This is a genomic window from Bradyrhizobium sp. 191, assembly GCF_023100985.1.
In the GTDB taxonomy this organism is placed as follows: domain Bacteria; phylum Pseudomonadota; class Alphaproteobacteria; order Rhizobiales; family Xanthobacteraceae; genus Bradyrhizobium; species Bradyrhizobium diversitatis.
Map to the genome: position 1 here is coordinate 4,326,371 of NZ_CP064692.1, position 19,254 is coordinate 4,345,624.

The 19,254-nt window shown below is 62.3% G+C and carries 20 protein-coding genes; 15 read left to right on the forward strand and 5 right to left on the reverse strand.

Annotated features, from left to right (window positions below; translation table 11 throughout):
* Positions 1–5 precede the first annotated feature (5 nt).
* On the forward strand, positions 6–710 hold the full coding sequence (locus IVB23_RS20090; protein WP_247799776.1) for an SIMPL domain-containing protein: 705 nt from the start codon (positions 6–8) through the stop codon (positions 708–710).
* Positions 711–933: 223 nt separating this feature from the next.
* On the opposite strand, the gene IVB23_RS20095 is transcribed toward IVB23_RS20090, so the two are convergent.
* Positions 934–1,914, reverse strand: a complete 981-nt coding sequence (locus tag IVB23_RS20095; RefSeq protein ID WP_197965107.1) for an MBL fold metallo-hydrolase — start codon at positions 1,912–1,914, stop codon at positions 934–936.
* A gap of 517 nt (positions 1,915–2,431) precedes the next feature.
* Here IVB23_RS20095 and ffh point away from each other — a divergent pair.
* The 8 genes from ffh (at position 2,432) to IVB23_RS20135 (ending at position 11,862) form a co-directional block, all read left to right on the forward strand.
* Positions 2,432–3,979: a signal recognition particle protein gene (gene ffh, locus IVB23_RS20100; RefSeq protein WP_061880171.1), complete on the forward strand. Its 1,548-nt coding sequence runs from the start codon at positions 2,432–2,434 to the stop codon at positions 3,977–3,979.
* Positions 3,980–4,065: 86 nt separating this feature from the next.
* Positions 4,066–4,398 (forward strand): 30S ribosomal protein S16, encoded by a 333-nt coding sequence (rpsP, locus tag IVB23_RS20105; RefSeq protein WP_061880170.1) that lies wholly within the window; start codon positions 4,066–4,068, stop codon positions 4,396–4,398.
* 9 nt (positions 4,399–4,407) lie between these two features.
* On the forward strand, positions 4,408–4,983 hold the full coding sequence (gene rimM / locus IVB23_RS20110) for a ribosome maturation factor RimM (RefSeq protein WP_247799777.1): 576 nt from the start codon (positions 4,408–4,410) through the stop codon (positions 4,981–4,983).
* A gap of 122 nt (positions 4,984–5,105) precedes the next feature.
* Positions 5,106–5,861 (forward strand): tRNA (guanosine(37)-N1)-methyltransferase TrmD, encoded by a 756-nt coding sequence (gene trmD, locus IVB23_RS20115; protein ID WP_247799778.1) that lies wholly within the window; start codon positions 5,106–5,108, stop codon positions 5,859–5,861.
* Between the two features lie 110 nt (positions 5,862–5,971).
* Positions 5,972–6,352 (forward strand): 50S ribosomal protein L19, encoded by a 381-nt coding sequence (gene rplS, locus IVB23_RS20120; protein WP_011083318.1) that lies wholly within the window; start codon positions 5,972–5,974, stop codon positions 6,350–6,352.
* A 425-nt stretch (positions 6,353–6,777) separates the two neighbouring features.
* Positions 6,778–8,184: a 3-isopropylmalate dehydratase large subunit gene (gene leuC / locus IVB23_RS20125; protein ID WP_061880167.1), complete on the forward strand. Its 1,407-nt coding sequence runs from the start codon at positions 6,778–6,780 to the stop codon at positions 8,182–8,184.
* 136 nt (positions 8,185–8,320) lie between these two features.
* Positions 8,321–11,551: an ATP-binding protein gene (locus IVB23_RS20130; RefSeq protein WP_247799779.1), complete on the forward strand. Its 3,231-nt coding sequence runs from the start codon at positions 8,321–8,323 to the stop codon at positions 11,549–11,551.
* 101 nt (positions 11,552–11,652) lie between these two features.
* Positions 11,653–11,862: a hypothetical protein gene (locus IVB23_RS20135; RefSeq protein ID WP_247799780.1), complete on the forward strand. Its 210-nt coding sequence runs from the start codon at positions 11,653–11,655 to the stop codon at positions 11,860–11,862.
* A gap of 156 nt (positions 11,863–12,018) precedes the next feature.
* On the opposite strand, the gene IVB23_RS20140 is transcribed toward IVB23_RS20135, so the two are convergent.
* Complete coding sequence (locus IVB23_RS20140; protein ID WP_247799781.1) at positions 12,019–12,615, reverse strand: hypothetical protein; 597 nt, start codon at positions 12,613–12,615, stop codon at positions 12,019–12,021.
* Between the two features lie 177 nt (positions 12,616–12,792).
* Between IVB23_RS20140 and IVB23_RS20145 the strand changes: the two genes are divergently transcribed.
* Positions 12,793–13,089 carry a DUF1330 domain-containing protein gene (locus IVB23_RS20145; RefSeq protein WP_247799782.1) on the forward strand — a complete coding sequence of 99 codons (297 nt, stop codon included), beginning with the start codon at positions 12,793–12,795 and terminating at the stop codon, positions 13,087–13,089.
* A gap of 4 nt (positions 13,090–13,093) precedes the next feature.
* Here IVB23_RS20145 and IVB23_RS20150 read toward each other — a convergent pair whose 3' ends face one another.
* Positions 13,094–13,357, reverse strand: a complete 264-nt coding sequence (locus IVB23_RS20150) for a hypothetical protein (protein WP_194390786.1) — start codon at positions 13,355–13,357, stop codon at positions 13,094–13,096.
* A 52-nt stretch (positions 13,358–13,409) separates the two neighbouring features.
* Complete coding sequence (locus IVB23_RS20155) at positions 13,410–13,691, reverse strand: hypothetical protein (protein WP_061880163.1); 282 nt, start codon at positions 13,689–13,691, stop codon at positions 13,410–13,412.
* A 252-nt stretch (positions 13,692–13,943) separates the two neighbouring features.
* On the opposite strand from IVB23_RS20155, the gene IVB23_RS20160 reads away from it, so the two are divergent.
* From IVB23_RS20160 to IVB23_RS20180, 5 genes are all read left to right on the forward strand, one after another.
* On the forward strand, positions 13,944–14,342 hold the full coding sequence (locus IVB23_RS20160) for a metallopeptidase family protein (protein ID WP_061880162.1): 399 nt from the start codon (positions 13,944–13,946) through the stop codon (positions 14,340–14,342).
* A 135-nt stretch (positions 14,343–14,477) separates the two neighbouring features.
* Positions 14,478–15,083 (forward strand): 3-isopropylmalate dehydratase small subunit, encoded by a 606-nt coding sequence (gene leuD / locus IVB23_RS20165; protein ID WP_061880161.1) that lies wholly within the window; start codon positions 14,478–14,480, stop codon positions 15,081–15,083.
* A gap of 141 nt (positions 15,084–15,224) precedes the next feature.
* Positions 15,225–16,010: a hypothetical protein gene (locus tag IVB23_RS20170; protein ID WP_061880160.1), complete on the forward strand. Its 786-nt coding sequence runs from the start codon at positions 15,225–15,227 to the stop codon at positions 16,008–16,010.
* 292 nt (positions 16,011–16,302) lie between these two features.
* Entirely contained in the window at positions 16,303–16,722 is a 420-nt protein-coding gene (locus IVB23_RS20175; RefSeq protein WP_247799783.1) for a DUF6455 family protein, read from the forward strand.
* Between the two features lie 154 nt (positions 16,723–16,876).
* Complete coding sequence (locus tag IVB23_RS20180; RefSeq protein WP_061880159.1) at positions 16,877–17,698, forward strand: LssY C-terminal domain-containing protein; 822 nt, start codon at positions 16,877–16,879, stop codon at positions 17,696–17,698.
* Between the two features lie 61 nt (positions 17,699–17,759).
* On the opposite strand, the gene IVB23_RS20185 is transcribed toward IVB23_RS20180, so the two are convergent.
* Positions 17,760–19,235: a tetratricopeptide repeat protein gene (locus tag IVB23_RS20185; protein WP_247799784.1), complete on the reverse strand. Its 1,476-nt coding sequence runs from the start codon at positions 19,233–19,235 to the stop codon at positions 17,760–17,762.
* Between the last annotated feature and the right edge of the window lie 19 nt (positions 19,236–19,254).

Below are 19,254 nucleotides of genomic sequence, written 5' to 3' on the forward strand. Positions count from 1 at the left end.
GACCGATGAAAAAGCCTGCCCTGCTCGCCGCCATATTCGCGACCGCACTGCTGACGGCGCCCGCACGCGCCGATGATTTCCCGTCCGCCATTTCGGTGAGCGGCGAAGCCACGATTTCCGCAGCCCCCGATCTCGCGCAGATCGATGCCGGCGTCGCCAACGATGCCAAGACGGCGAAGGAAGCTGCTGACGCCAACAACGCCGCGATGGGCAAGGTGCTGCTGGCGCTGAAGGGCGCAGGGATCGCCGAGAAGGACTACCAGACATCGCGCTTGTCGCTGCAGCCGCAATACGGCCAGAACAAATCCACCGGCGCCTCGCCCGTGGTCGGCTTCCGCGCGAGCAACCGCGTCACCGTGAAGATTCGCGACGTCACCAAGGTTGCCGGCGTCATCGATACGCTGGTCAGCGCCGGCGCTAACGATATCGGCAATATCTCGTTCGAGGTGACGCAGGCGTCAAAGCTGCTCGACGATGCACGCGAGCAGGCGATCGCCGATGCACGACGCAAGGCGGAGGTCTATGCCAAGGCCGCCGGCGTCACGCTGGGCGCGCCGCTCAGCGTCACCGAAGGCGGCGGCCCGGTGCCGCTGTTCAAGGGCCGCATGGCAGCGCCAATGGCTGCAGCACCGCAGGCGGCGGTGGCACCCGGCGAGGAAACGCTATCGGTGACGGTGAATGTGAGCTGGGCGATCAAGCCGGGACAGTGAGCCGCAAGAGGCACACTGCCCACCAAAACAACGGTGTCGTCCCCGCGAAACGCGGGGACCCATAACCACAGGGAGTGGTTATGACGCGACGCCGGTAACCACGAGTCTTCGCCAAACTGAACCCTGTGGTTATGGGTCCCGGATCTGCGCGCGCTTGAGGCGCGCTTGTCCGGGACGACGAACAGTATGCCCAGGGACAGCGGAGGACGACGCGAGATCTCAGCTAAATCTCCACCACCTGTCCAGGCTTCATCGCCACGAACCGCTCCTGCGGAATCTTTGCGGCATCGAGCGCTTCGACCAAGGCTTTCGCCGGCGCGTCGATCGCTTCATCCGTCAGCTGAAACGTGCCGTGATGGTGCCCGAGCGCTTGTTCGGCACCGCAGTCGAGCAACGCCTTCACCGCATCTTCCGGGTTCATGTGCTGGTCGCGCATGAACCAGCGCGGCTCGTAGGCGCCGATCGGGAGGATCGCGAGGCGCAGTGGCCCGTGCTTGTCGGCGACGCGGCGGAAGTGCCTGCCGTCGCCATAGCCGGAATCGCAAACGACGTAGATCTTGCCGGCCGGCGTCTCCAGCACGAAGCTCGCCCACAGCGCCTTGTTGCGATCGAACATGCCGCGCGCCGTCCAGTGCCGGGTCGGCACCAGATGCACGGCGATGCCGCCGCCGAGCTCGACGCGATCGTGCCAGTCGAAGGCTTCTACCTTGATCGTGGAATCCCGGCTGCGCATTGTGACGTCATTGCCGAGCGGGGTGACGACGCGCGGGGCGAAATTCTTGGTGAGCCGCGACAGCGTCGCGATATCCAGATGATCGTAATGCCCGTGCGAGACCAGCACGACATCGATCTTCGGCAGCTTCTCGAAGGCAATGCCGGGATCGTTGTGTCGCTTCGGACCGGCCCAGGCGACCGGGGAGACCCGCATCGACCAGACCGGATCGACCAGGATGTTGAGGCCGCCGGCCTGGATCAGCCAGCTGGCGTGGCCGACGAAGGAGAGCCGCACGTTGTCGCCCTCAATGCGCTCCGGCGGGATGTCGGCATGGGGGCTCGGCGCCCACATGGGCCATTTCGCGCGCTGCCGTCCGCCGCCCAATTGCCAGCGCAGCAGCTCGCGAAGCGGTTTCGGCGGCGCCCCGTCCGGATCGAAGAAGTGCAGGCCGTTGAAATGGTCGGAGGCGGGGCCGTCATAGGTTTTCATGCGGAGGATCCAGCGCGAGGACGCCGACCAGGGCACCGGCGCCGGCGAGCGGCCCCAAAAGTCGGGTGACCGGCAGGCTCGTAGGGCAGGCTCCTAGGGATAGTCGGGCGGTAAGACATCACCGGCTATATGGGCGGGCCTGGCAGAAAAGGAACCCATGGCCAAAAATGTCACATTTTCAGTACCTTGCCTTATCAAGGCCGCCCCGGCACCCTAACTTTCCTTGACTTTTGGGCGGGAGCGGCGTTTAACCCCGCCACTTTCTCGGAAAGGCTTTCTTTTCGACCCGCCGACTGGCCCTGGAGGCCAGAGGTCAACGCCCGACAGCGCTGTGCGCCCTCGGGCGCAAAGGTGTTTGGTTTTCTGCTCCCTCGCCCCGCCCTTGCGGGGAGAGGGTCGGGGTGAGGGGCTCTCTCCGCGCATGGTGCGCGTAGATGGACCCGTACCCCCTCACCCGCCGCCAAGAGGGCGGCGACCTCTCCCCGCAGGCGAGGAGAGGTAAAAGAGGACAACGGCATTGTTCGACAATCTGTCGGAACGGCTTGGCGGCATTCTCGATCGTCTGACGGGGCGCGGCGCGCTGACCGAAAAGGACGTCGATGCCGCGATGCGCGAGGTGCGCCGCGCGCTGCTGGAAGCCGACGTCGCGCTCGAGGTGGTACGCAGCTTCACCGAGCGCGTCCGCGAGCAGGCGATCGGCGCCACCGTCGTCAAGTCGGTCACACCCGGCCAGATGGTGGTCAAGATCGTCCATGACGAGCTGATCAACACGCTCGGCGCCGAAGGCCAGACCATCGACGTCAATTCCGTGCCGCCGGTGCCGATCATGATGGTCGGCCTGCAAGGCTCCGGCAAGACCACCACCACCGCAAAGCTCGCCCGCCGCCTGGTCCAGCGCGACAAGCGCAAGGTGCTGATGGCCTCGCTCGACGTCTATCGCCCGGCGGCGATGGAGCAGCTCGCCGTGCTCGGCCGCGACCTCGACATTCCGACCCTGCCGATCGTTGCAGGCCAGCAGCCGCCGCAGATCGCCAAGCGCGCGCTGGAAGCCGGCAAGCTCGGCGGCTACGACGTCGTGCTGCTCGACACCGCCGGCCGCACCACGCTCGACGAAGAGATGATGGCGGAGGCGGCCGCGATCAAAGCCGCGGCCAATCCGCATGAAGTGCTGCTCGTCGCCGACAGTCTCACCGGCCAGGACGCCGTGAACCTCGCCCGCTCGTTCGACCAGCGCGTCGGCCTCACCGGCATCGTGCTGACCCGCGTCGACGGCGACGGCCGCGGCGGCGCGGCGCTGTCGATGCGCGCGGTCACCGGCAAGCCGATCAAGCTGCTCGGCACCGGCGAAAAGACCGACGCGCTGGAGGATTTCCATCCCGATCGTATCGCCGGCCGCATCCTCGGCATGGGCGACGTGGTGTCGCTGGTCGAGCGCGCCGCCGCCAACATCGACGCCGAAAAGGCCGCGCGCACCGCCGAGCGCATGCGCAAGGGTCAGTTCGACCTCAACGACATGCGCGAGCAGCTGTCGCAGATGTCCAACATGGGCGGCATCAGCGGGCTGATGGGCATGATGCCCGGCATCTCCAAGATGAAGAACCAGATCGCGGCGGCCGGCATCGACGACAAGATCCTGAAGCGCCAGGTCGCGATCATCGATTCCATGACCCGCGACGAGCGCCGGCATCCGGACCTGTTGAAAGCCAGCCGCAAGAAGCGCATCGCCGCAGGCAGCGGCCAGAGTGTCGAGCAGGTCAACAAGCTGCTCAAGATGCACCGGAACATGGCCGACGTGATGAAGGCCATGGGCTCGGGCAAGCGCGGCCCGCTCGCCGGCATCGCCCAGGCCATGGGCTTTGGCGGCGGCATGAAGCCTCCCTCGCCGGAAGAGATGAAGGCGCTTCAGGAGAAGATGCAGGGCGGCGGCGGACAGGGCCTGCCGAATTTGCCGAAGGATCTGCCGCCTGGCCTTCGCTCGGGCCTACCGAATTTGCCGGGGCTTACGGGCCTCAGCGGCAAGCCGACCCTTCCGGGGCTCGGCGGTTTTCCCGGCAAGAAGAAATGAGGAATTCGTCGCACGGGGTCATCAGCATCTCGTGCAACGCGAAAATACCGATCAACCGAACAAAACGTACTTTGAAGGAGAACTGAATGTCCGTCGTTATCCGCCTCGCCCGCGCAGGCACCAAGAAGCGTCCCGTCTATCACGTCGTCGTTGCCGACTCGCGCTTTCCGCGCGACGGCCGCTTCATCGAGCGTCTGGGCTATTTCAATCCGCTGCTGCCGAAGGACAACGAGGCGCGCCTCAAGCTCGACCTGGAGAAGGTGAAGGCCTGGGTCGCCAAGGGCGCGCAGCCGTCGGACCGCGTGGCGCGTTTCCTCGACGCTGCCGGCGTCAAGAAGCGCGAAGCGCGCAACAACCCGGAGAAGGCCGTGCCGCGCAAGGAGCGCAAGGCGCAGGCCGAAGCCGCAGCGAAGTCGTAAGGCCCGGCCATGTCGGCGCTGGTCTGCGTCGCGCGGATCGGCGCCGCGCATGGAGTGCGCGGTGCGGTCAAGCTGTGGACCTTCACCGAGGATCCCTTCGCCGTCAGGCGCTACGGTCTGCTGCTGTCCAAGGATGGCAAGCGCCAGTTCGAGGTCGCGACGGCGCGCGAGGCGAAAGATCATCTGGTCGCGACGTTCAAGGGCGTCACGACCCGTGATGAGGCCGAGCGCCTCAACGGCATCGAGCTCTACGTTCCGCGCGACAAGCTTCCCGCGACCGACGCGGACGAATATTACCACACCGACCTGGTCGGGCTCGCCGCCGTCACCACGGACGGCGAGCCGCTCGGCCGCGTCGTCGCGATCCAGAATTTCGGCGCCGGCGACATCATCGAGATCGCCCCGCCAAAGGGCCCGACGCTGCTGCTGCCGTTCTCCAATGCGGTGGTGCCGGACGTCGATCTCGCCGGCGGACGCGTGGTGATCGCGCTGCCGCAGGAAATCGAGGGCGAGGACGGGGACAACGATCCCTCCGTGAGTCGTCCCCGCCTAGTGCGCAAAGCGCACAGCGGCGGGGACCCATAACCACAGGCCGGAATTTTTCGCTAAGCTGATCCTCCAGCCATCGCAAAACGGGCGTGGCTATGGGTCCCGGATCTGCGCGCGCTTGGGGCGCGCTTGTCCGGGACGACGAGAACCGAGATCGAATGACCAACCCCGCACCCTGGCGCGCGACCGTGCTGACGCTGTTTCCGGAGATGTTTCCGGGGCCGCTCGGCGTGAGCCTGGCCGGGCGTGCGCTGGCCGCCGGACTCTGGCAGCTCGAGGCGCGCGACATCCGCGCCTCCGCTACCGACCGCCACCGCAGCGTCGACGACACCCCGGCCGGCGGCGGCCCGGGCATGGTGCTGCGCGCGGATGTTCTGGCTGCCGCCATCGACGCGGCCGGGAGCGGCTCTGAGCGACCCCGCCTGCTCATGAGCCCCCGGGGTCGGCCACTGACTCAGGCCCGTGTCGTCGAGCTCGCCAAGGGCCCCGGCCCCCTGATCGTCTGCGGGCGGTTCGAGGGGGTGGACCAGCGGGTGATCGACGGACGGGGCCTCGAGGAGATCTCGATCGGCGACTATGTCCTGTCCGGGGGCGAGATTGCGGCCCTGGCCCTGATCGACGCCTGTGTCCGGCTGCTGCCGGGGGTGATGGGCAAGGAGGCCTCGGGAACCGAAGAAAGCTTTTCGGACGGGCTGCTCGAATACCCCCAATACACCCGCCCGCAGCTGTTCGAGGGGGTCCCGATCCCGGAAATCCTGACCTCGGGCGACCATGCCAAGGTTGCAGGCTGGCGGCGGGCGCAATCGGAGGCCCTGACGGCGGCCCGGCGGCCGGATTTGTGGGCGCAAGTGCCGACCCCCGTCCCGAATCGGGCCGGGCGCCAAAAAACGCCAAAAACCAAGACAGACGGGTGACAAACGCTCCGGCTTGCCTTATAGGAGCAGCCACATCCGCAATGGCTGGATAGACGAATTTCGCGCAGCCCCCGTTTGAAAAGGCTGGGCGCGCCGATGGAGATTTACCCATGAACCTGATCAAGCAGCTCGAGCAAGAGCAATTCGACAAGCTGTCCGCCGGCAAGGACATTCCGGAATTCGGCCCCGGCGACACCGTGATCGTCAACGTGAAGGTCGTCGAAGGCGACCGCACCCGCGTGCAGGCCTATGAAGGCGTCTGCATCGGCCGTTCCGGCGGTGGCCTCAACGAGAGCTTCACCGTCCGCAAGATCTCCTATGGCGAGGGCGTCGAGCGCGTGTTCCCGGTGATGTCGCCGATGATCGACTCGATCAAGGTGGTGCGCCGCGGCAAGGTGCGTCGCGCCAAGCTCTATTACCTCCGCAATCTCCGCGGCAAGTCGGCCCGCATCGTCGAGAAGCAGGACCGCCAGGCCGCTGTCGGCGAGTAAGCTCCGCGACCAGGGCAAGCTTTTCGAAAGCGCGGGGCTCGGCTCCGCGCTTTTTTGTTTTGCCGGATGCCTTCCCCGACCTCGTCATTGCGAGCGCAGCGAAGCAATCCAGGCTGATGCCTCGGAGGGATTCTGGATTGCTTCGTCGCAAGGGCTCCTCGCAATGACGATGCCGCTAAACTCTCGCGCTTTTGCCACTGCGTGCTATATAGCTTCTAGAATGTTTCCAGATCCGACCAGCTTCGCCACCATCCAGCGCATCGTCATCGACGATCGCTCGCGGCTGCCTGGCCGGTTCTTCGGACGCTTCGCGACCTCGGCAACGTCAGAGCTTACGCGCGCAGCCTAAAAGCTGCGCTGACGATTTGTTGCCCGCGCGGCCTGCCGCGCTCATCGCTGACACACATTCTTCGGAGCTCAAGCTCATGTCCAAGCCGACCACCCTGTACGACAAGATCTGGAACGACCATCTGGTGCACGAAGCCGACGACGGCACCTGCCTGCTCTACATCGACCGCCACCTGGTGCACGAGGTGACCTCGCCGCAGGCGTTCGAAGGCCTGCGCGCCACGGGACGCAAGGTGCACGCGCCCGAGAAGACGCTCGCCGTCGTCGACCACAACGTGCCGACCACCGACCGCACCAAGCCGAATCCCGATCCTGAAAGCATCGAGCAGATCAAGGCGCTGGCCGAGAACGCCAGGGAATTCGGCGTCGAATATTACAACGAGTTCGACAGGCGCCAGGGCATCGTCCACGTCATCGGCCCCGAGCAGGGATTTACGCTGCCCGGCACCACCATCGTCTGCGGTGACAGCCACACCTCGACGCATGGCGCGTTCGGCGCGCTCGCGCACGGCATCGGCACGAGCGAGGTCGAGCACGTGCTGGCGACGCAGACGCTGATCCAGAAGAAGGCGAAGAACATGCGCGTCACCGTCGACGGCAAATTGCCTGACGGCGTGACGGGCAAGGACATCATCCTCGCCATCATCGGCGAGATCGGCACCGCGGGCGGCACCGGCTACGTGCTGGAATATGCCGGCGAGGCGATCCGTGCGCTCTCGATGGAAGGCCGCATGACGGTCTGCAACATGTCGATCGAAGGCGGCGCACGCGCCGGCCTGGTGGCGCCGGACCAGAAGGCCTACGACTTCCTGCGCGACCGGCCGAAGGCACCGAAGGGCGCGGCCTGGGATGCGGCGATGCGCTATTGGGAGACACTGCGCTCCGACGAGGGCGCGCATTTCGACCACGAGCTGCGCCTCGATGCCGCCAAGCTGCCGCCGATCGTGACCTGGGGCACCTCGCCTGAAGACGTCATCTCCGTGACCGGCATCGTGCCCGATCCGGACAAGATCGCGGACGAGGCCAAGCGCATCTCCAAGCATCGCGCGCTGAAATACATGGGCCTGACCGCGGGCACGAAGATCACCGACATCAAGCTCGATCGCGTCTTCATCGGCTCTTGCACCAACGGCCGCATCGAGGATCTTCGCGCAGCCGCGAAGATTGCGGAAGGCAAGACCGTGTCGGCGAACGTCAACGCCATGGTCGTGCCGGGCTCCGGCATCGTGAAGGAGCAGGCCGAGGCCGAGGGCCTCGACAAGATCTTCATCAAGGCCGGCTTCGAATGGCGCGAGCCGGGCTGCTCGATGTGCCTTGCCATGAACCCGGACAAGCTGAAGCCGGAAGAGCGCTGCGCCTCGACCTCGAACCGCAACTTCGAGGGCCGCCAGGGTTTTAAGGGCCGCACGCATCTGGTGTCTCCTGCGATGGCGGCGGCAGCGGCGATCGCAGGGCACTTCGTCGATGTCAGGGACTGGCGGTAAATTCCGGTGACAACTCGTTGAGCCGAATGGCTAATCGGCTCAACGACACTTTTCGACGATTGACGCCACAACCGCAAGATGAAAAATTCATGTCTCTCGGCCCGAACTCTCGGGGCACATTTATGAGACATAAGCAATGCTTTCACAAAGTCTTCAATCCGCCGAACAATTTTTCGAGCGGTTGAACAAAGGTGCACTTTCGCGAGATGCAGAGACGGACGCCTTAGTTGAGGTCATAGCCTCAGCATTGGTTGACCTCGGAACGCTCGACAGCTCCTGTTCTCCCTTAAACACATTCAAACAAATCGATGTGCTATCCAAAAGTCCACTCGGCAAGCGCTCAGCTGCACTATTTCTCGTGCGTTGCCTCGCTATACCCGGTGCGATCAAGGATAACGATCTCGCAAATGGAGGTGGTCAGCACGCATTTCGAAAAATTGCCGCACTAGTCGAGCAAACCGCTCCAGACATAGCCGAATTCGCGGCCTTCAAGGACAAAAAGCAGACCGTCGACAAGATAGAGGCACTTCGCGATCTTCATAGACAATGCTTGGAATTGCTGTCGCCTCTTACTAATCTTCCCACCCAACCTCAAGAGTTCGCTGGACGTAAGCAAGACATATTGCGGCTGCTGAACAACAAGTTCATCAAGGCCTACCTGAACAACTACGAATTTGCAGAAGCCTCAAATGCTGTTCGTACTTTGATCAACGGCATTTCCGATCTTCTTGCCACAAACGATCTTACTTTTGGATCGAAGTTGTATCAGTTGGCTGAGTTGGCCCAAGCCGAGATCAATCTTGCTCGGGCGCGCAGCGATTTCTTTGCACAGAATGCCTATCTTCCTTTCCTATTGTCGACAAAGTCCGTTTTGGATGAAATTGAGAAGCAATCGTCTGATCGCTTCGCCTGCAATCTTCGCTCTCGACGCAGCCCGCCCAATGTAGTTGAGCGCCGCTATCGACTGCACGAAGCAAATCAAATTACTCGTGTCAACGTCACGCTAGTAAACGACGGCCCGGGCATTGCGGTGGATGTAATGGCTCAGATAGTCAATGTTGACGATCGAATAGCCGTTAGCGAAGAACCGATAGATATCGGCGCCGTTCCGCCCGGTGAATTTGCACTCAGTTTCGAAATACTTGTGGGTGATCCCTGCTCTGAGGTGAGATTGCTGGTTGACCTAAGTTGGCAGACACCCCGAACCTCCGACCGGCAAACCGCTAGTTTTGATGTTGTACTTCAAGCGCAGAATCCAAATATCGACTGGAATGAACTTGAAAGCACCGACCCCTACAGCACAACAGTTGCACAGGGAGATGAATTTGTCGGCCGTCGGCAGAAAGTTATGGCTCTCGTCAACCGCCTACGTAAACAGCGAATGCAATCCTCCTACATAACTGGACAAAAGCGAGTCGGGAAAACATCCCTAGCGCTTGCGGTACAGGATCTCCTGCTGCGCGAGCCGAGCCGGGAGTATCCAACGGAGATTGTTTACCTAGAATATGGAGACTATGCCCGCAAGGACGCCGATGCGACTGTTGAAGCGCTTGGCAGCGCTCTGGCTCAGCAGCTACTCAAAGACGTACCTATGGATCGGCGTCCATCAAAACTCGACTTCGTAGGCTCCCTGGCACCACTGAACCAAATAGCGCAGACTTTGTCAGACCTCTTCCCCGACCGGCGATACATATTGGTTCTCGATGAGTTCGATGAGATTCATCCGGAGATGTACAGATACGGTGCTCTAGCTGAGGCGTTCTTTTCTAACCTTCGTACGCTTAGCGCAAAAAAGAACGTCGCCGTTATGTTGGTCGGTGGGGAAAACATGCCCTTCATCATGGGCGCTCAAGGTGATCAGCTGAACAAGCTCGTGAGAGAACGACTCGACTATTTTTCACGAGGTGAGGAATGGGAAGATTTCTGCGAGCTAGTTCGACAGAAAGGCACACTACCGCTTACTTGGTACGAATCTGCATTGAATCAACTATTCAACTATACCAATGGGCACCCCTACTACACCAAATTGCTTTGCGCTCGCATCTTTCAAAATGCCGTCGCCGACCGCGACACAGAAGTCACAATGGAAGAAGTAGAGCGCGCTCTTCCAGGGCTCATTGAGGCTCTAGATACAAACGCGTTTGCCCATTTCTGGAAAGATGGCATTCCGGCGGGGCGTGAAGAAGCAGAGATGATCGAGCTGAAGCGCTGTCGTGTTTTGGTCGCAATGGCGCGCACCTTGCGGCAAGGCCGTAGCCTCACTACGGACGCAGTATCTGAGAATCGTGGAGTTGGCTTATCCAGCGGCGACATCGCTCCAATTCTTCATGACTTCTGCCGCAGAGAAATCTTACGGGAACGTGACGGCATCCACGAATTTGTCTTGCCGTTGTTCCAGGCGTGGCTCGTCGAGCGTGGCATCAACAAGTTGATCGCTGACACGCTCGGAGACGAAATGGCCGACGTGATCCAGCAGGCCGAGGACGCCGCCTACGTTACTTCGCCAGAGATTTCCGAATTGGTTGAAGGCTGGTCGCTATATAGAGGCCGGCGCATCACGACCGAGGATATTCGTCACTGGCTTGGCCAGAGAAGCACCTTTCGAGACCAACGTTTGCTTTTCAAGATACTCCAGAACTTAAGATTTTTGAGCGAAGAGGAAGTGCGGGAGAAGCTGCGACTTGCACACAGCATCGTCAAGAAGCACACAACCGCCTTTGTTCCTGAGAGCAGGGCTCAGCGGCGCTTCGATATAATGATCACTTACGTGGATGGCCAAGGTAAGAGCGGAAGCCGGTACGCTGACAGGTATGCAGAGGAAAATTTAATCTCCACGACTTGTGTCGTAGCCCCCGATATCTTCTCCGAGAAAGTCTCAGAACATGAGGAGAAGCGATCTGTAACTGTAAATGGCGTTGTTATCATTGATGACATCGCTGCTACGGGCCGCAGCCTTGCCGAAAATGTCGATAAATTCGTTGCAGCGCACTCTCAGTTCCTGAATGAGCGAAGCATCACAATCGTTGTAATTGCCCTATTGTCTACCCGTGAAGCCGACGAACATGTCCGCTCCAAGTTACGACGCATTAAGGACATCAACTTGGACTTTAGATCGTGCGAAATCCTTGAAGACCGATACTTTGCTTTTCGCGAGGGAAGCGGCATTTGGTCTTCGCGCGAAGAGGCAGACAAAGCAAAATCCCTAGCTCTTGAAATCGGGAAAAGTTCATATCCAAGACAGCCGCTTGGCTTCGGAGACCTTGGCTTGCTAGCGGTATTTTACGATACCTGTCCAAACAATACGCTGCCATTGCTTCATAGCCGGGGCTCGGGATGGATCCCACTGTTTGAGCGACCCAAAAACTAGCTAGGGTTACGATTTGCCGTACTAGTCACAATTCGAGCAGCCTCGGAAGGCACTCCTTAAGGTATAACAACGACATTGCATCTTCGCGAGGACGCGCGCCAATGACCAACAAGCCGGAATATGTCGATCTGATCAGTGACGCGACGCGCCAGCACCGCCGGCGCGCAACGCCGCTGCGCATCGTCGCCAAGCCCGAGGTCGAGGAGACCTCCAGGCTCAGCCGCTGGCCGCCGGCGATGTTCAGGCAGTGGAAGGTCGAGAATTTGATGCGGTGGAAGGCTTCGTCATGGAAGCTGAAGGATTGGCTCTAACCAGCCTCTCCGTCATGCCCGGGCTCCTCCCGGGCATCCACGAACTCTCTGCGCAAGCCCCAAGAACGTGGATGGCCGGGACCTAGGCAAGCGGAAGCGACGCCGTCCTTCGGACGGCTATGCCCGGCCATGACGAATGCAGGGCCAGCACTCACGTCACCAATAGCGGTACGGATACTGCCAGCGCGGCCAGTGGCAGACGCGGCGCGGGCCGTAATAGGTCCAGATGATCCGGCAGCGGCGCGGATAGTTGTAGTAGGGATAATATCCGCCAACATAATAGCGCCGGTGGAAGTGACGATAACCGTAGTGCGGGCGATGATGGCCCCAGTGACGGTGGTAGCCGCCATATCCGCCATGCCGAAAGCCGCCATAGCGATAGCCGCCGCCGACATGACGGTGATGAAAGGCCGGCCCGGCGCGGAAGCCACCAATATGGCCGCCGCGGAAGCCGCCGACATGGCCGCCGCGGAAACCGCCGCCATGGAAACCGCCGACATGTCGCCCGCCGCCGTGGAATCCGCCTCCACGGAAACCGCCGCCGTGAAAGCCATGTCCACCGTGCCCGCCGCCGTGGCGAACCTGGGTGACGAGATCGTCGGCAGCAGCTTTCGTTACGGGTGATGTCGCCGGATTGATCAAGGTGAGCGCTTCAGCGCGACGCGCGGTACCGGCCGACAGCGTCAGCGTCGCGGCGGCCGCAAGCCCGAGCAAGCGCATCGGGCTCGTCCCGAGGCCGAACATTCTCAGCATGGAATCCTCCCTGAATCTGGACAGCAGAGCTGCGGCGCGACGTCTCGGCCGCGCCATTGCTGTTCAATAACGGTCGCTCCCTCGGGTAAACTGAGGAGAGCGAGGTGAACGCGCCATGAATGAACGACGCTGGGTCCCGCGATGCGACGCAGTGCCGCGACGGGAGGAATTTTGCAGATGACTGTCTACGCCATTGCACAATTGAAGATGACGGACCGCGCGGCCTACGACCGCTATCAGGCGCGATTCTTCGACGTGTTCAAGACGTACAACGGACGGCTGCTCGCTGCCGACGAACATCCGCGCGTGCTCGAAGGCGCATGGCTGCATGACAAGCTTGTCATGATGTCGTTTCCCGACGAGGCCGCGTTCCTCGCCTTCTCGAACTCGCCCGAGTACGAGGACATCTCGCGTGATCGCAAAGCCGGCGCGCAGGCCACTGTGCTGCTGGTCAAGGGATTTGCGCCCGGCTAGCGGATCACCAGAAGGGCCCGTAGCTGAACACGAAAGGTGCGGGCACGCCGTAAGGATAAGGACGGTAGTAGACGGGCCGCGCGTAATAGCGTGGATCAGGGCGCGCAGCAGGCCGCACGATGTCACGGGTTCGCGCGTGTCGTCGTGCATCGAAAACCGCGATCCCCGCCGAGGCCTCCGGTATCGTCACCCTTTGCGCAGCGGAAGCCGCGCGAGGCAGGCCGGCGGCAAGCGCGACGGCAACGGCCAATGCGATCCATCTCGCCATCACGACCCTCACGAGGCCTCCGCGCTGTTCGCTGGCGCGGGCATTGAACTGGTCAGCCCCGGCGCCAATAGCAGCTCACGCGCGGCACGATCACGGTGCCGCTCGGCCGGTACTCCTGCACATAGGTGGCGTTGCACACGCGGAGCGCGTCGGGACCCGGGTTGTAGCGGGGATAGACACCATCCGGGCTGTAATAGGGCGTGACGCGCAAGCGCGCCGGGGGCCGCTTGCGCGGCGGCGGAACGTCGTCGGGCGGAGCCGCCTGGGCGAGGCGAACCCCGGGGCTGGCGGTCTGGGCTTCCGCGCCGACGCAAAACTGCGAAAACAACCCCATGCACAGTAGAGTCAGCGCTGTTTTCGCTCGCATTTTTCCGCCCACCTGAAACGTCCCATCGACGGCCCCACGCTCCCCGTTTTGGCGACGCCCGTCAACCTCGCCGCGCTTATAAAGCCAGATGCATCGCCGCGGAACCCGCGGCAGAGCCCGTTCCGATGGAATCGGAACAGGCCCCGGACTCTATTTTGACGCGTCTTCTTCACGCGAAACCGGTATCCACTACGCTCGAAAACGCTTTAGAAGAAGCCCATGTGGACGGAATTGAAAGCGCCCTCGCTGGCCGAGATGGAAGCGATGGCTCACGAGGTGTTCGAGCGGCTCCCGGCCGAGTTTCGCAAGCTCTGCGAGGGCGTGATTGTCCGCGTTGACGACTTCCCGACCGAGGAGGTCCTGGACGAGATGGGGTGCGAGAGCGAGTTCGACCTGCTCGGCCTGTTCCAAGGCGTCGGCCTGCCGCAGCAGAGTTTTGGCGACGTGGCGCGGCTGCCGAACATGGTCTGGCTCTACCGCCGGCCGATCCTGGATTACTGGGCCGAGCACGACGAAAGCCTCGGCCATATCGTCCGCCACGTCCTGATCCACGAGATCGGCCACCATTTTGGCCTCTCGGACGACGATATGGCCGCGATTGAGGCGCGGGCGGAGTAGGAAGCGTAGAGGGAGCGCACCTCCTCCGTGGCTTGATCCCGCCAAGCAGACTAGACCTGCCGATTTCGGCCTAGGATTCCCGCCCCGATCGCGATAAATACCCGTTCCCCCAGACCCACCCGGGAAAGCGCAACCATGGACAAGTTCACCACGCTGGAAGGCGTCGCGGCGCCGCTGAAGATCATCAATGTCGACACCGACATGATCATTCCGAAGCAGTACCTCAAGACCATCAAGCGCACCGGCCTTGGCAAGGGGCTCTTCTCCGAGCAGCGCTACAAGGACGACGGCAGCGAGAACCCGGATTTCGTTCTCAACCAGCCCGCCTATCGCAACGCCAAGGTTCTGGTCGCCGGCGACAATTTCGGCTGCGGTTCGAGCCGCGAGCACGCGCCCTGGGCGCTGCTCGACTTCGGCATCCGCTGCGTGATCTCGACCTCGTTCGGCGACATCTTCTACAACAACTGCTTCAAGAACGGCATCCTGCCGATCCGCGTCAGCCAAGAAGACCTCGACAAGCTGTTCGACGATGCCGAACGCGGCGCCAACGCGACGCTGACGATCGACCTGCCGAACCAGGAGATCCGCGGCCCCGACGGCGGCAAGGTCAAGTTCGAGATCGATCCGTTCCGCAAGCACTGCCTGATCAACGGCCTCGACGACATCGGTCTCACCATGGAGAAGAAGGCCTCGATCGACAGCTACGAGGAGAAGCTCAAGCGCGAACGCGCCTGGGCCTGATCTCGTATTTTTTGAGCATGATCTTTCCGGAAAACCGCTGCACACTTTTCCTGATCATGCTCTAGTTCTCGTTCGAGCCCCGGTGCGCCATCCGCGCCGGGGCTTTTTCTTTGCTCCGGATATCCCGTATAGCTTTTCCTCATGCTGCCCGAGATCGTCACCTTCTGGCATGGCCCGATGGATGCGCTGCGCCGGACCTGCCTGCGCTCGCAGCTCGCTGCCGGCCACAAGATCACGGTCTACAGCTTCGACACCATTCCCGGCCTGCCCGCAGGAATCGCCAATGCGGATGCCGAGGCGATCCTGCCGCACGCGTTCTCCGAACGGCTGCGGCCGCCGCAGCCGGACGGCAGCTGGCGCGACTGGACCGCGCTGCAGTTCAGCGACTTCTTCCGCATGAAGCTGATGGCGAAGGGCCTCGGCCTCTGGCTCGATGCCGACGTGCTGCTCTTGAAGCCCATCGAGATCGATCCGGCAAAGCCGTACTTCGCCTGGGAGCGGCCGCGCCAGCTCGGCAACTCCGTGATCTATCTTCCGCCCGGGCACGGCATCGTGCGCGCGTTCGAGGAGCTGATGGAACAGGATGAGCTGACGCCGGACTGGCTGTCGCTGCGCCACCGCATCACCTTCATGATGCGCCGCCTGCGCGGCGGCTCGAACCGCCTTTCGGATATTCGCGTCGCGATCTACGGCCCTGCCGCGCTGACCGCGCTCGCGCGCCGCACCGGCGAGTTGCACAACGCACTTCCGAAGCAATCGTTCTATGCCGTGCATGCCGAGCCGAAACGCTTCTTCGACCCATCGAGCTATCTCGGCCTCGTCACCAGCCCCGAGATCATCGGCCTGCACATCTCGCCCAAGGGCCGCGGCGGCGAAAAGCCGATTCCGGGCAGCCTGTATGCCTGGGCGGCGGAAAAGTTTAGGTAGCTCTCCGCTACCTTGAACGATCGCATAGCAGCATAAGTGGTCGTCATGCCCGGGCTTGTCCCGAGCATCCGCGTTCTTTGCACTGCGCACCAAGGCGTGGATGGCCGGGTCAAGCCCGGCCATGACGATGTCGAGGGACTTACGCTCTTTCGACGACCACATCGTGCCCATCCCAATCGCGCTGCAGCGCGTCCGGGACACGAGACGCTGAATCCTGTTTGATCCAGCGCAACGCGCTCCTGCACCATTGTGCTTAATTCGCTCCAATTCCGACGTCCGAATGGAGCGTTCCATGAGCACCGCAAGCAAGCCTTATCCCATCGTTCAGGACCTCATCGAGTCCTTTGCGAGCTGGCTGAACCATCGCCGCGAGATGAACGAGATGCGGCAGCTCGATCGCGCCGATTTCGACCGGATCGCGAATGATCTCAGGATCGCGCCCGACGATCTCGAAGAGCTGGTCCGTCACGGCCGGCACGCCGCCGACGAGCTGCCGAAGATGCTGGAGCAGCTCGGCATCAGCGCCGAAGGCCTCGGCCGCGCACAGCCCCTGCTGCTGCGCGACATGGAGCGGGTCTGCTCGCTCTGCGATCAGAAGGGGCAGTGCGACCGTGATCTCGCCGAGGGCACCGCCGCGGAGAATTACCACGGCTATTGCGGCAACGCCTCGACGCTGGAGTCGCTTGATCGCGCAGAGATCGTGCCGCACTGAGTCGCGGGGGGCTCGACCGACGAGTGAGATTTTCGGCGAGAACGGGGCCATCGGCTTGGCGCACGCCCCTGCGGGGGCGAACCTCGCACCGGACGTTGTCACGGACTATGCTGGATAGGTATGCTGTCGCGTATACTGGCTCGAACGATACCGCATGACCAATTCCGCGAAGACCGGGACGAGGAAGCGACGGTGGCCTTTCGTGCTGGCCTTTGTTGTGCTCGTCTATCTAGCCCTCGCATATGTTCTGGTGCCCACCCTGTGGATTCACCACGAACAAGAAGCGGGGCTCGCTTCGTTGCCGATGCTCACCAGGACATCGGACGATATCCCTGGTGACCCTCTGAACGTTGGACTTGTTGGCGAGGGCGGAGATGTCGTCCGCGCCATGAACGCGGCGGGATGGTCTGCGGCCGACGCCGTGACGCTGCGATCAAGCATCGAGATCGTCGGGAGCGTGGTACTGGATCGACCGTATCGCGACGCGCCGGTCAGCCCGCTCTACTATCTGGGAAAGAAGGAGCAATACGCGTTCGAGAAGCCTGCAGGGAAAAGTGCAGATCGGCGGAATCACGTTCGGTTCTGGAAGGCCCTCGAAAAGGGTGATGACGGTCGACCAGTCTGGCTCGGTTCGGCAACTTTCGACCGAGGCGTCGGGCTGAGCCACGATACGGGACAGGTCACCCATCACATCGCGGCCAACATCGATGCCGAGCGGGATCTCCTGATGGCCGACCTGCGAGCGGCCCGCGTCGTCAGCAGTTTCTTTCAGATCTCCGGCATAGGCCCCACGCTGTTCGGCCGAAACGGTGGCGGCGACCCCTACTATACGGATGGCGAGATCCACGTCGCCGTCCTGGTGCCGGGAGCGGCGAGCGGACCTGCCGATCCGCCGACCATTCCACCGCCCTCATTCATCGCTCTCAAGGATGCCATATGGCACGGCATCGCTCGCCAAGCCGAAACGACGCCTTAGCCCTTGCTCATTCCTGCAGGCACTTCGGTAAAGCTCCGGCTTAATTCTACCAAGGCCGACATCACTTGCCGGCCACGAAATAAAAATCCTGCCGTCCGGAGATCGAGCCGTAGCTGAACGGCTTTTGCCTGCGGCCGGTCGCTTCCATGACATCGTCGCGAACGAAATCGAACAGCCTGCGGACTTCGAGGCCCGGCGTCGGAAGATTCTTGACGAAGGCGGTCGCGAACGGACTGTTGATCCCGTCGCCGTCGAGCGCGGTCTCGCCGTCCTTGGCGGCATAGACCACCAGCGTTCCAGCCTCCGGCTCGAGCGGGGCGAGACCTCGTGACACGGAACGTGATGCCACCGTCATCGTGCGTTTCATCTGGGCGGCGAACGGATTGTCACGGCACGCATCGAGAATGACGAGGCGCAATTTTCTGGCGCGCTCGGCGGCATTGAGGACCTGATCGACCGGCACTGCTTCGAATCCGATTTCGCGGTCCGCGGCGATCCTCGCATCGGTCGGGATGAGATAATTGACGCCGCCGACCTCCATGCCGTGTCCGGCATAATACACGACCGCCCAATCCGCCGTCTCCGCGCGTGCTGCGAACTCGCGCAAGGCATTCACCAACGCATCCTTGCGCAGATTGGTCAGCAGCGTGACCGCTTCGAACCCGGTGAGCCTCAGCACGTCGGCGACGAGGCTCGCGTCGCGGACGGGGTTCGGCAGTGCGGCGACGTTTTCATAAGCCGAGTTGCCGATGACGAGGGCGATACGGCGATCACCGTTCGCAACGCCCGCTTTCTCGACCAGGATCGTAGCTGGCGGCGGCGGCGGCGGCGGCGGCGGCGGCGGCGGCAGGGCGGAGAGCCGCTCACGCGCCTTGTCCAGAGCCCATCTAGTGGCGCTCTGGGTCAGTCCGAGCGTGGCGTTGAAATCGGCTCTTGCCTTGGCGAAATCGCCGCGCTTCTCGTGGGCCAGCCCGCGATTGACATAGGCGTTCGCATAGGTGGGATCCACGCGTATCGTTTCGGTGTAGTCGGCGATGGCGCGGTCCGCGTCGCCCTTGTTGCCGTAGGCGTTGCCGCGATTGAAATACGCGTTCGCATTCGCCGGCTGCAGGCGCACCGCTTCGGTGTAGTCGGCTATGGCCCGATCGGTGTTGCCCTTGTTGCTGTAGGCGTTGCCTCGGTTGTAGTACGCGTTGGCATAGGCCGGATCGAGCCGGATCGTCGCCGTGTAGTCAGCAATGGCACGGTCCGTGTCGCCCTTGCTGCTGTAACCGTTGCCCCGGTTGTAGTAGGCATTCGCATGCGCCGGATCGAGCCGGATCGTCGCCGTGTAGTCGGCTATGGCGCGGTCCGTATCGCCCCTGGCGGCGTAAGCGTTGCCCCGGTTGTAGTACGCATTCGCGTCCTTGGGATCTCGCCGTATTTGCTCGGAGGCGGCGGCAATGGCAGCGTTCGACTCGGCTTTGACGCGGTCAATAGCGGCTGCGGGTCCTGCGAGGGCAAGAATGACACAGCAATAGAATAATCTGCGAAACATGCGAAAGCCCACTCGCCAT

Coding starts and splice junctions, on each gene's coding strand:
- rplS (WP_011083318.1), top strand. CDS start 5,972: ATGAACCTGATCAAGCAGCTCGAGCAAGAGCAATTCGACAAGCTGTCC.
- rpsP (WP_061880170.1), top strand. CDS start 4,066: ATGTCCGTCGTTATCCGCCTCGCCCGCGCAGGCACCAAGAAGCGTCCC.
- IVB23_RS20140 (WP_247799781.1), bottom strand. CDS start 12,615: ATGCTGAGAATGTTCGGCCTCGGGACGAGCCCGATGCGCTTGCTCGGG.
- IVB23_RS20155 (WP_061880163.1), bottom strand. CDS start 13,691: ATGGGGTTGTTTTCGCAGTTTTGCGTCGGCGCGGAAGCCCAGACCGCC.
- IVB23_RS20135 (WP_247799780.1), top strand. CDS start 11,653: ATGACCAACAAGCCGGAATATGTCGATCTGATCAGTGACGCGACGCGC.
- IVB23_RS20090 (WP_247799776.1), top strand. CDS start 6: ATGAAAAAGCCTGCCCTGCTCGCCGCCATATTCGCGACCGCACTGCTG.
- rimM (WP_247799777.1), top strand. CDS start 4,408: ATGTCGGCGCTGGTCTGCGTCGCGCGGATCGGCGCCGCGCATGGAGTG.
- IVB23_RS20130 (WP_247799779.1), top strand. CDS start 8,321: ATGCTTTCACAAAGTCTTCAATCCGCCGAACAATTTTTCGAGCGGTTG.
- IVB23_RS20160 (WP_061880162.1), top strand. CDS start 13,944: ATGTGGACGGAATTGAAAGCGCCCTCGCTGGCCGAGATGGAAGCGATG.
- IVB23_RS20185 (WP_247799784.1), bottom strand. CDS start 19,235: ATGTTTCGCAGATTATTCTATTGCTGTGTCATTCTTGCCCTCGCAGGA.
- IVB23_RS20150 (WP_194390786.1), bottom strand. CDS start 13,357: ATGGCGAGATGGATCGCATTGGCCGTTGCCGTCGCGCTTGCCGCCGGC.
- IVB23_RS20170 (WP_061880160.1), top strand. CDS start 15,225: ATGCTGCCCGAGATCGTCACCTTCTGGCATGGCCCGATGGATGCGCTG.
- IVB23_RS20145 (WP_247799782.1), top strand. CDS start 12,793: ATGACTGTCTACGCCATTGCACAATTGAAGATGACGGACCGCGCGGCC.
- leuC (WP_061880167.1), top strand. CDS start 6,778: ATGTCCAAGCCGACCACCCTGTACGACAAGATCTGGAACGACCATCTG.
- trmD (WP_247799778.1), top strand. CDS start 5,106: ATGACCAACCCCGCACCCTGGCGCGCGACCGTGCTGACGCTGTTTCCG.
- IVB23_RS20095 (WP_197965107.1), bottom strand. CDS start 1,914: ATGAAAACCTATGACGGCCCCGCCTCCGACCATTTCAACGGCCTGCAC.
- IVB23_RS20175 (WP_247799783.1), top strand. CDS start 16,303: ATGAGCACCGCAAGCAAGCCTTATCCCATCGTTCAGGACCTCATCGAG.
- leuD (WP_061880161.1), top strand. CDS start 14,478: ATGGACAAGTTCACCACGCTGGAAGGCGTCGCGGCGCCGCTGAAGATC.
- IVB23_RS20180 (WP_061880159.1), top strand. CDS start 16,877: ATGACCAATTCCGCGAAGACCGGGACGAGGAAGCGACGGTGGCCTTTC.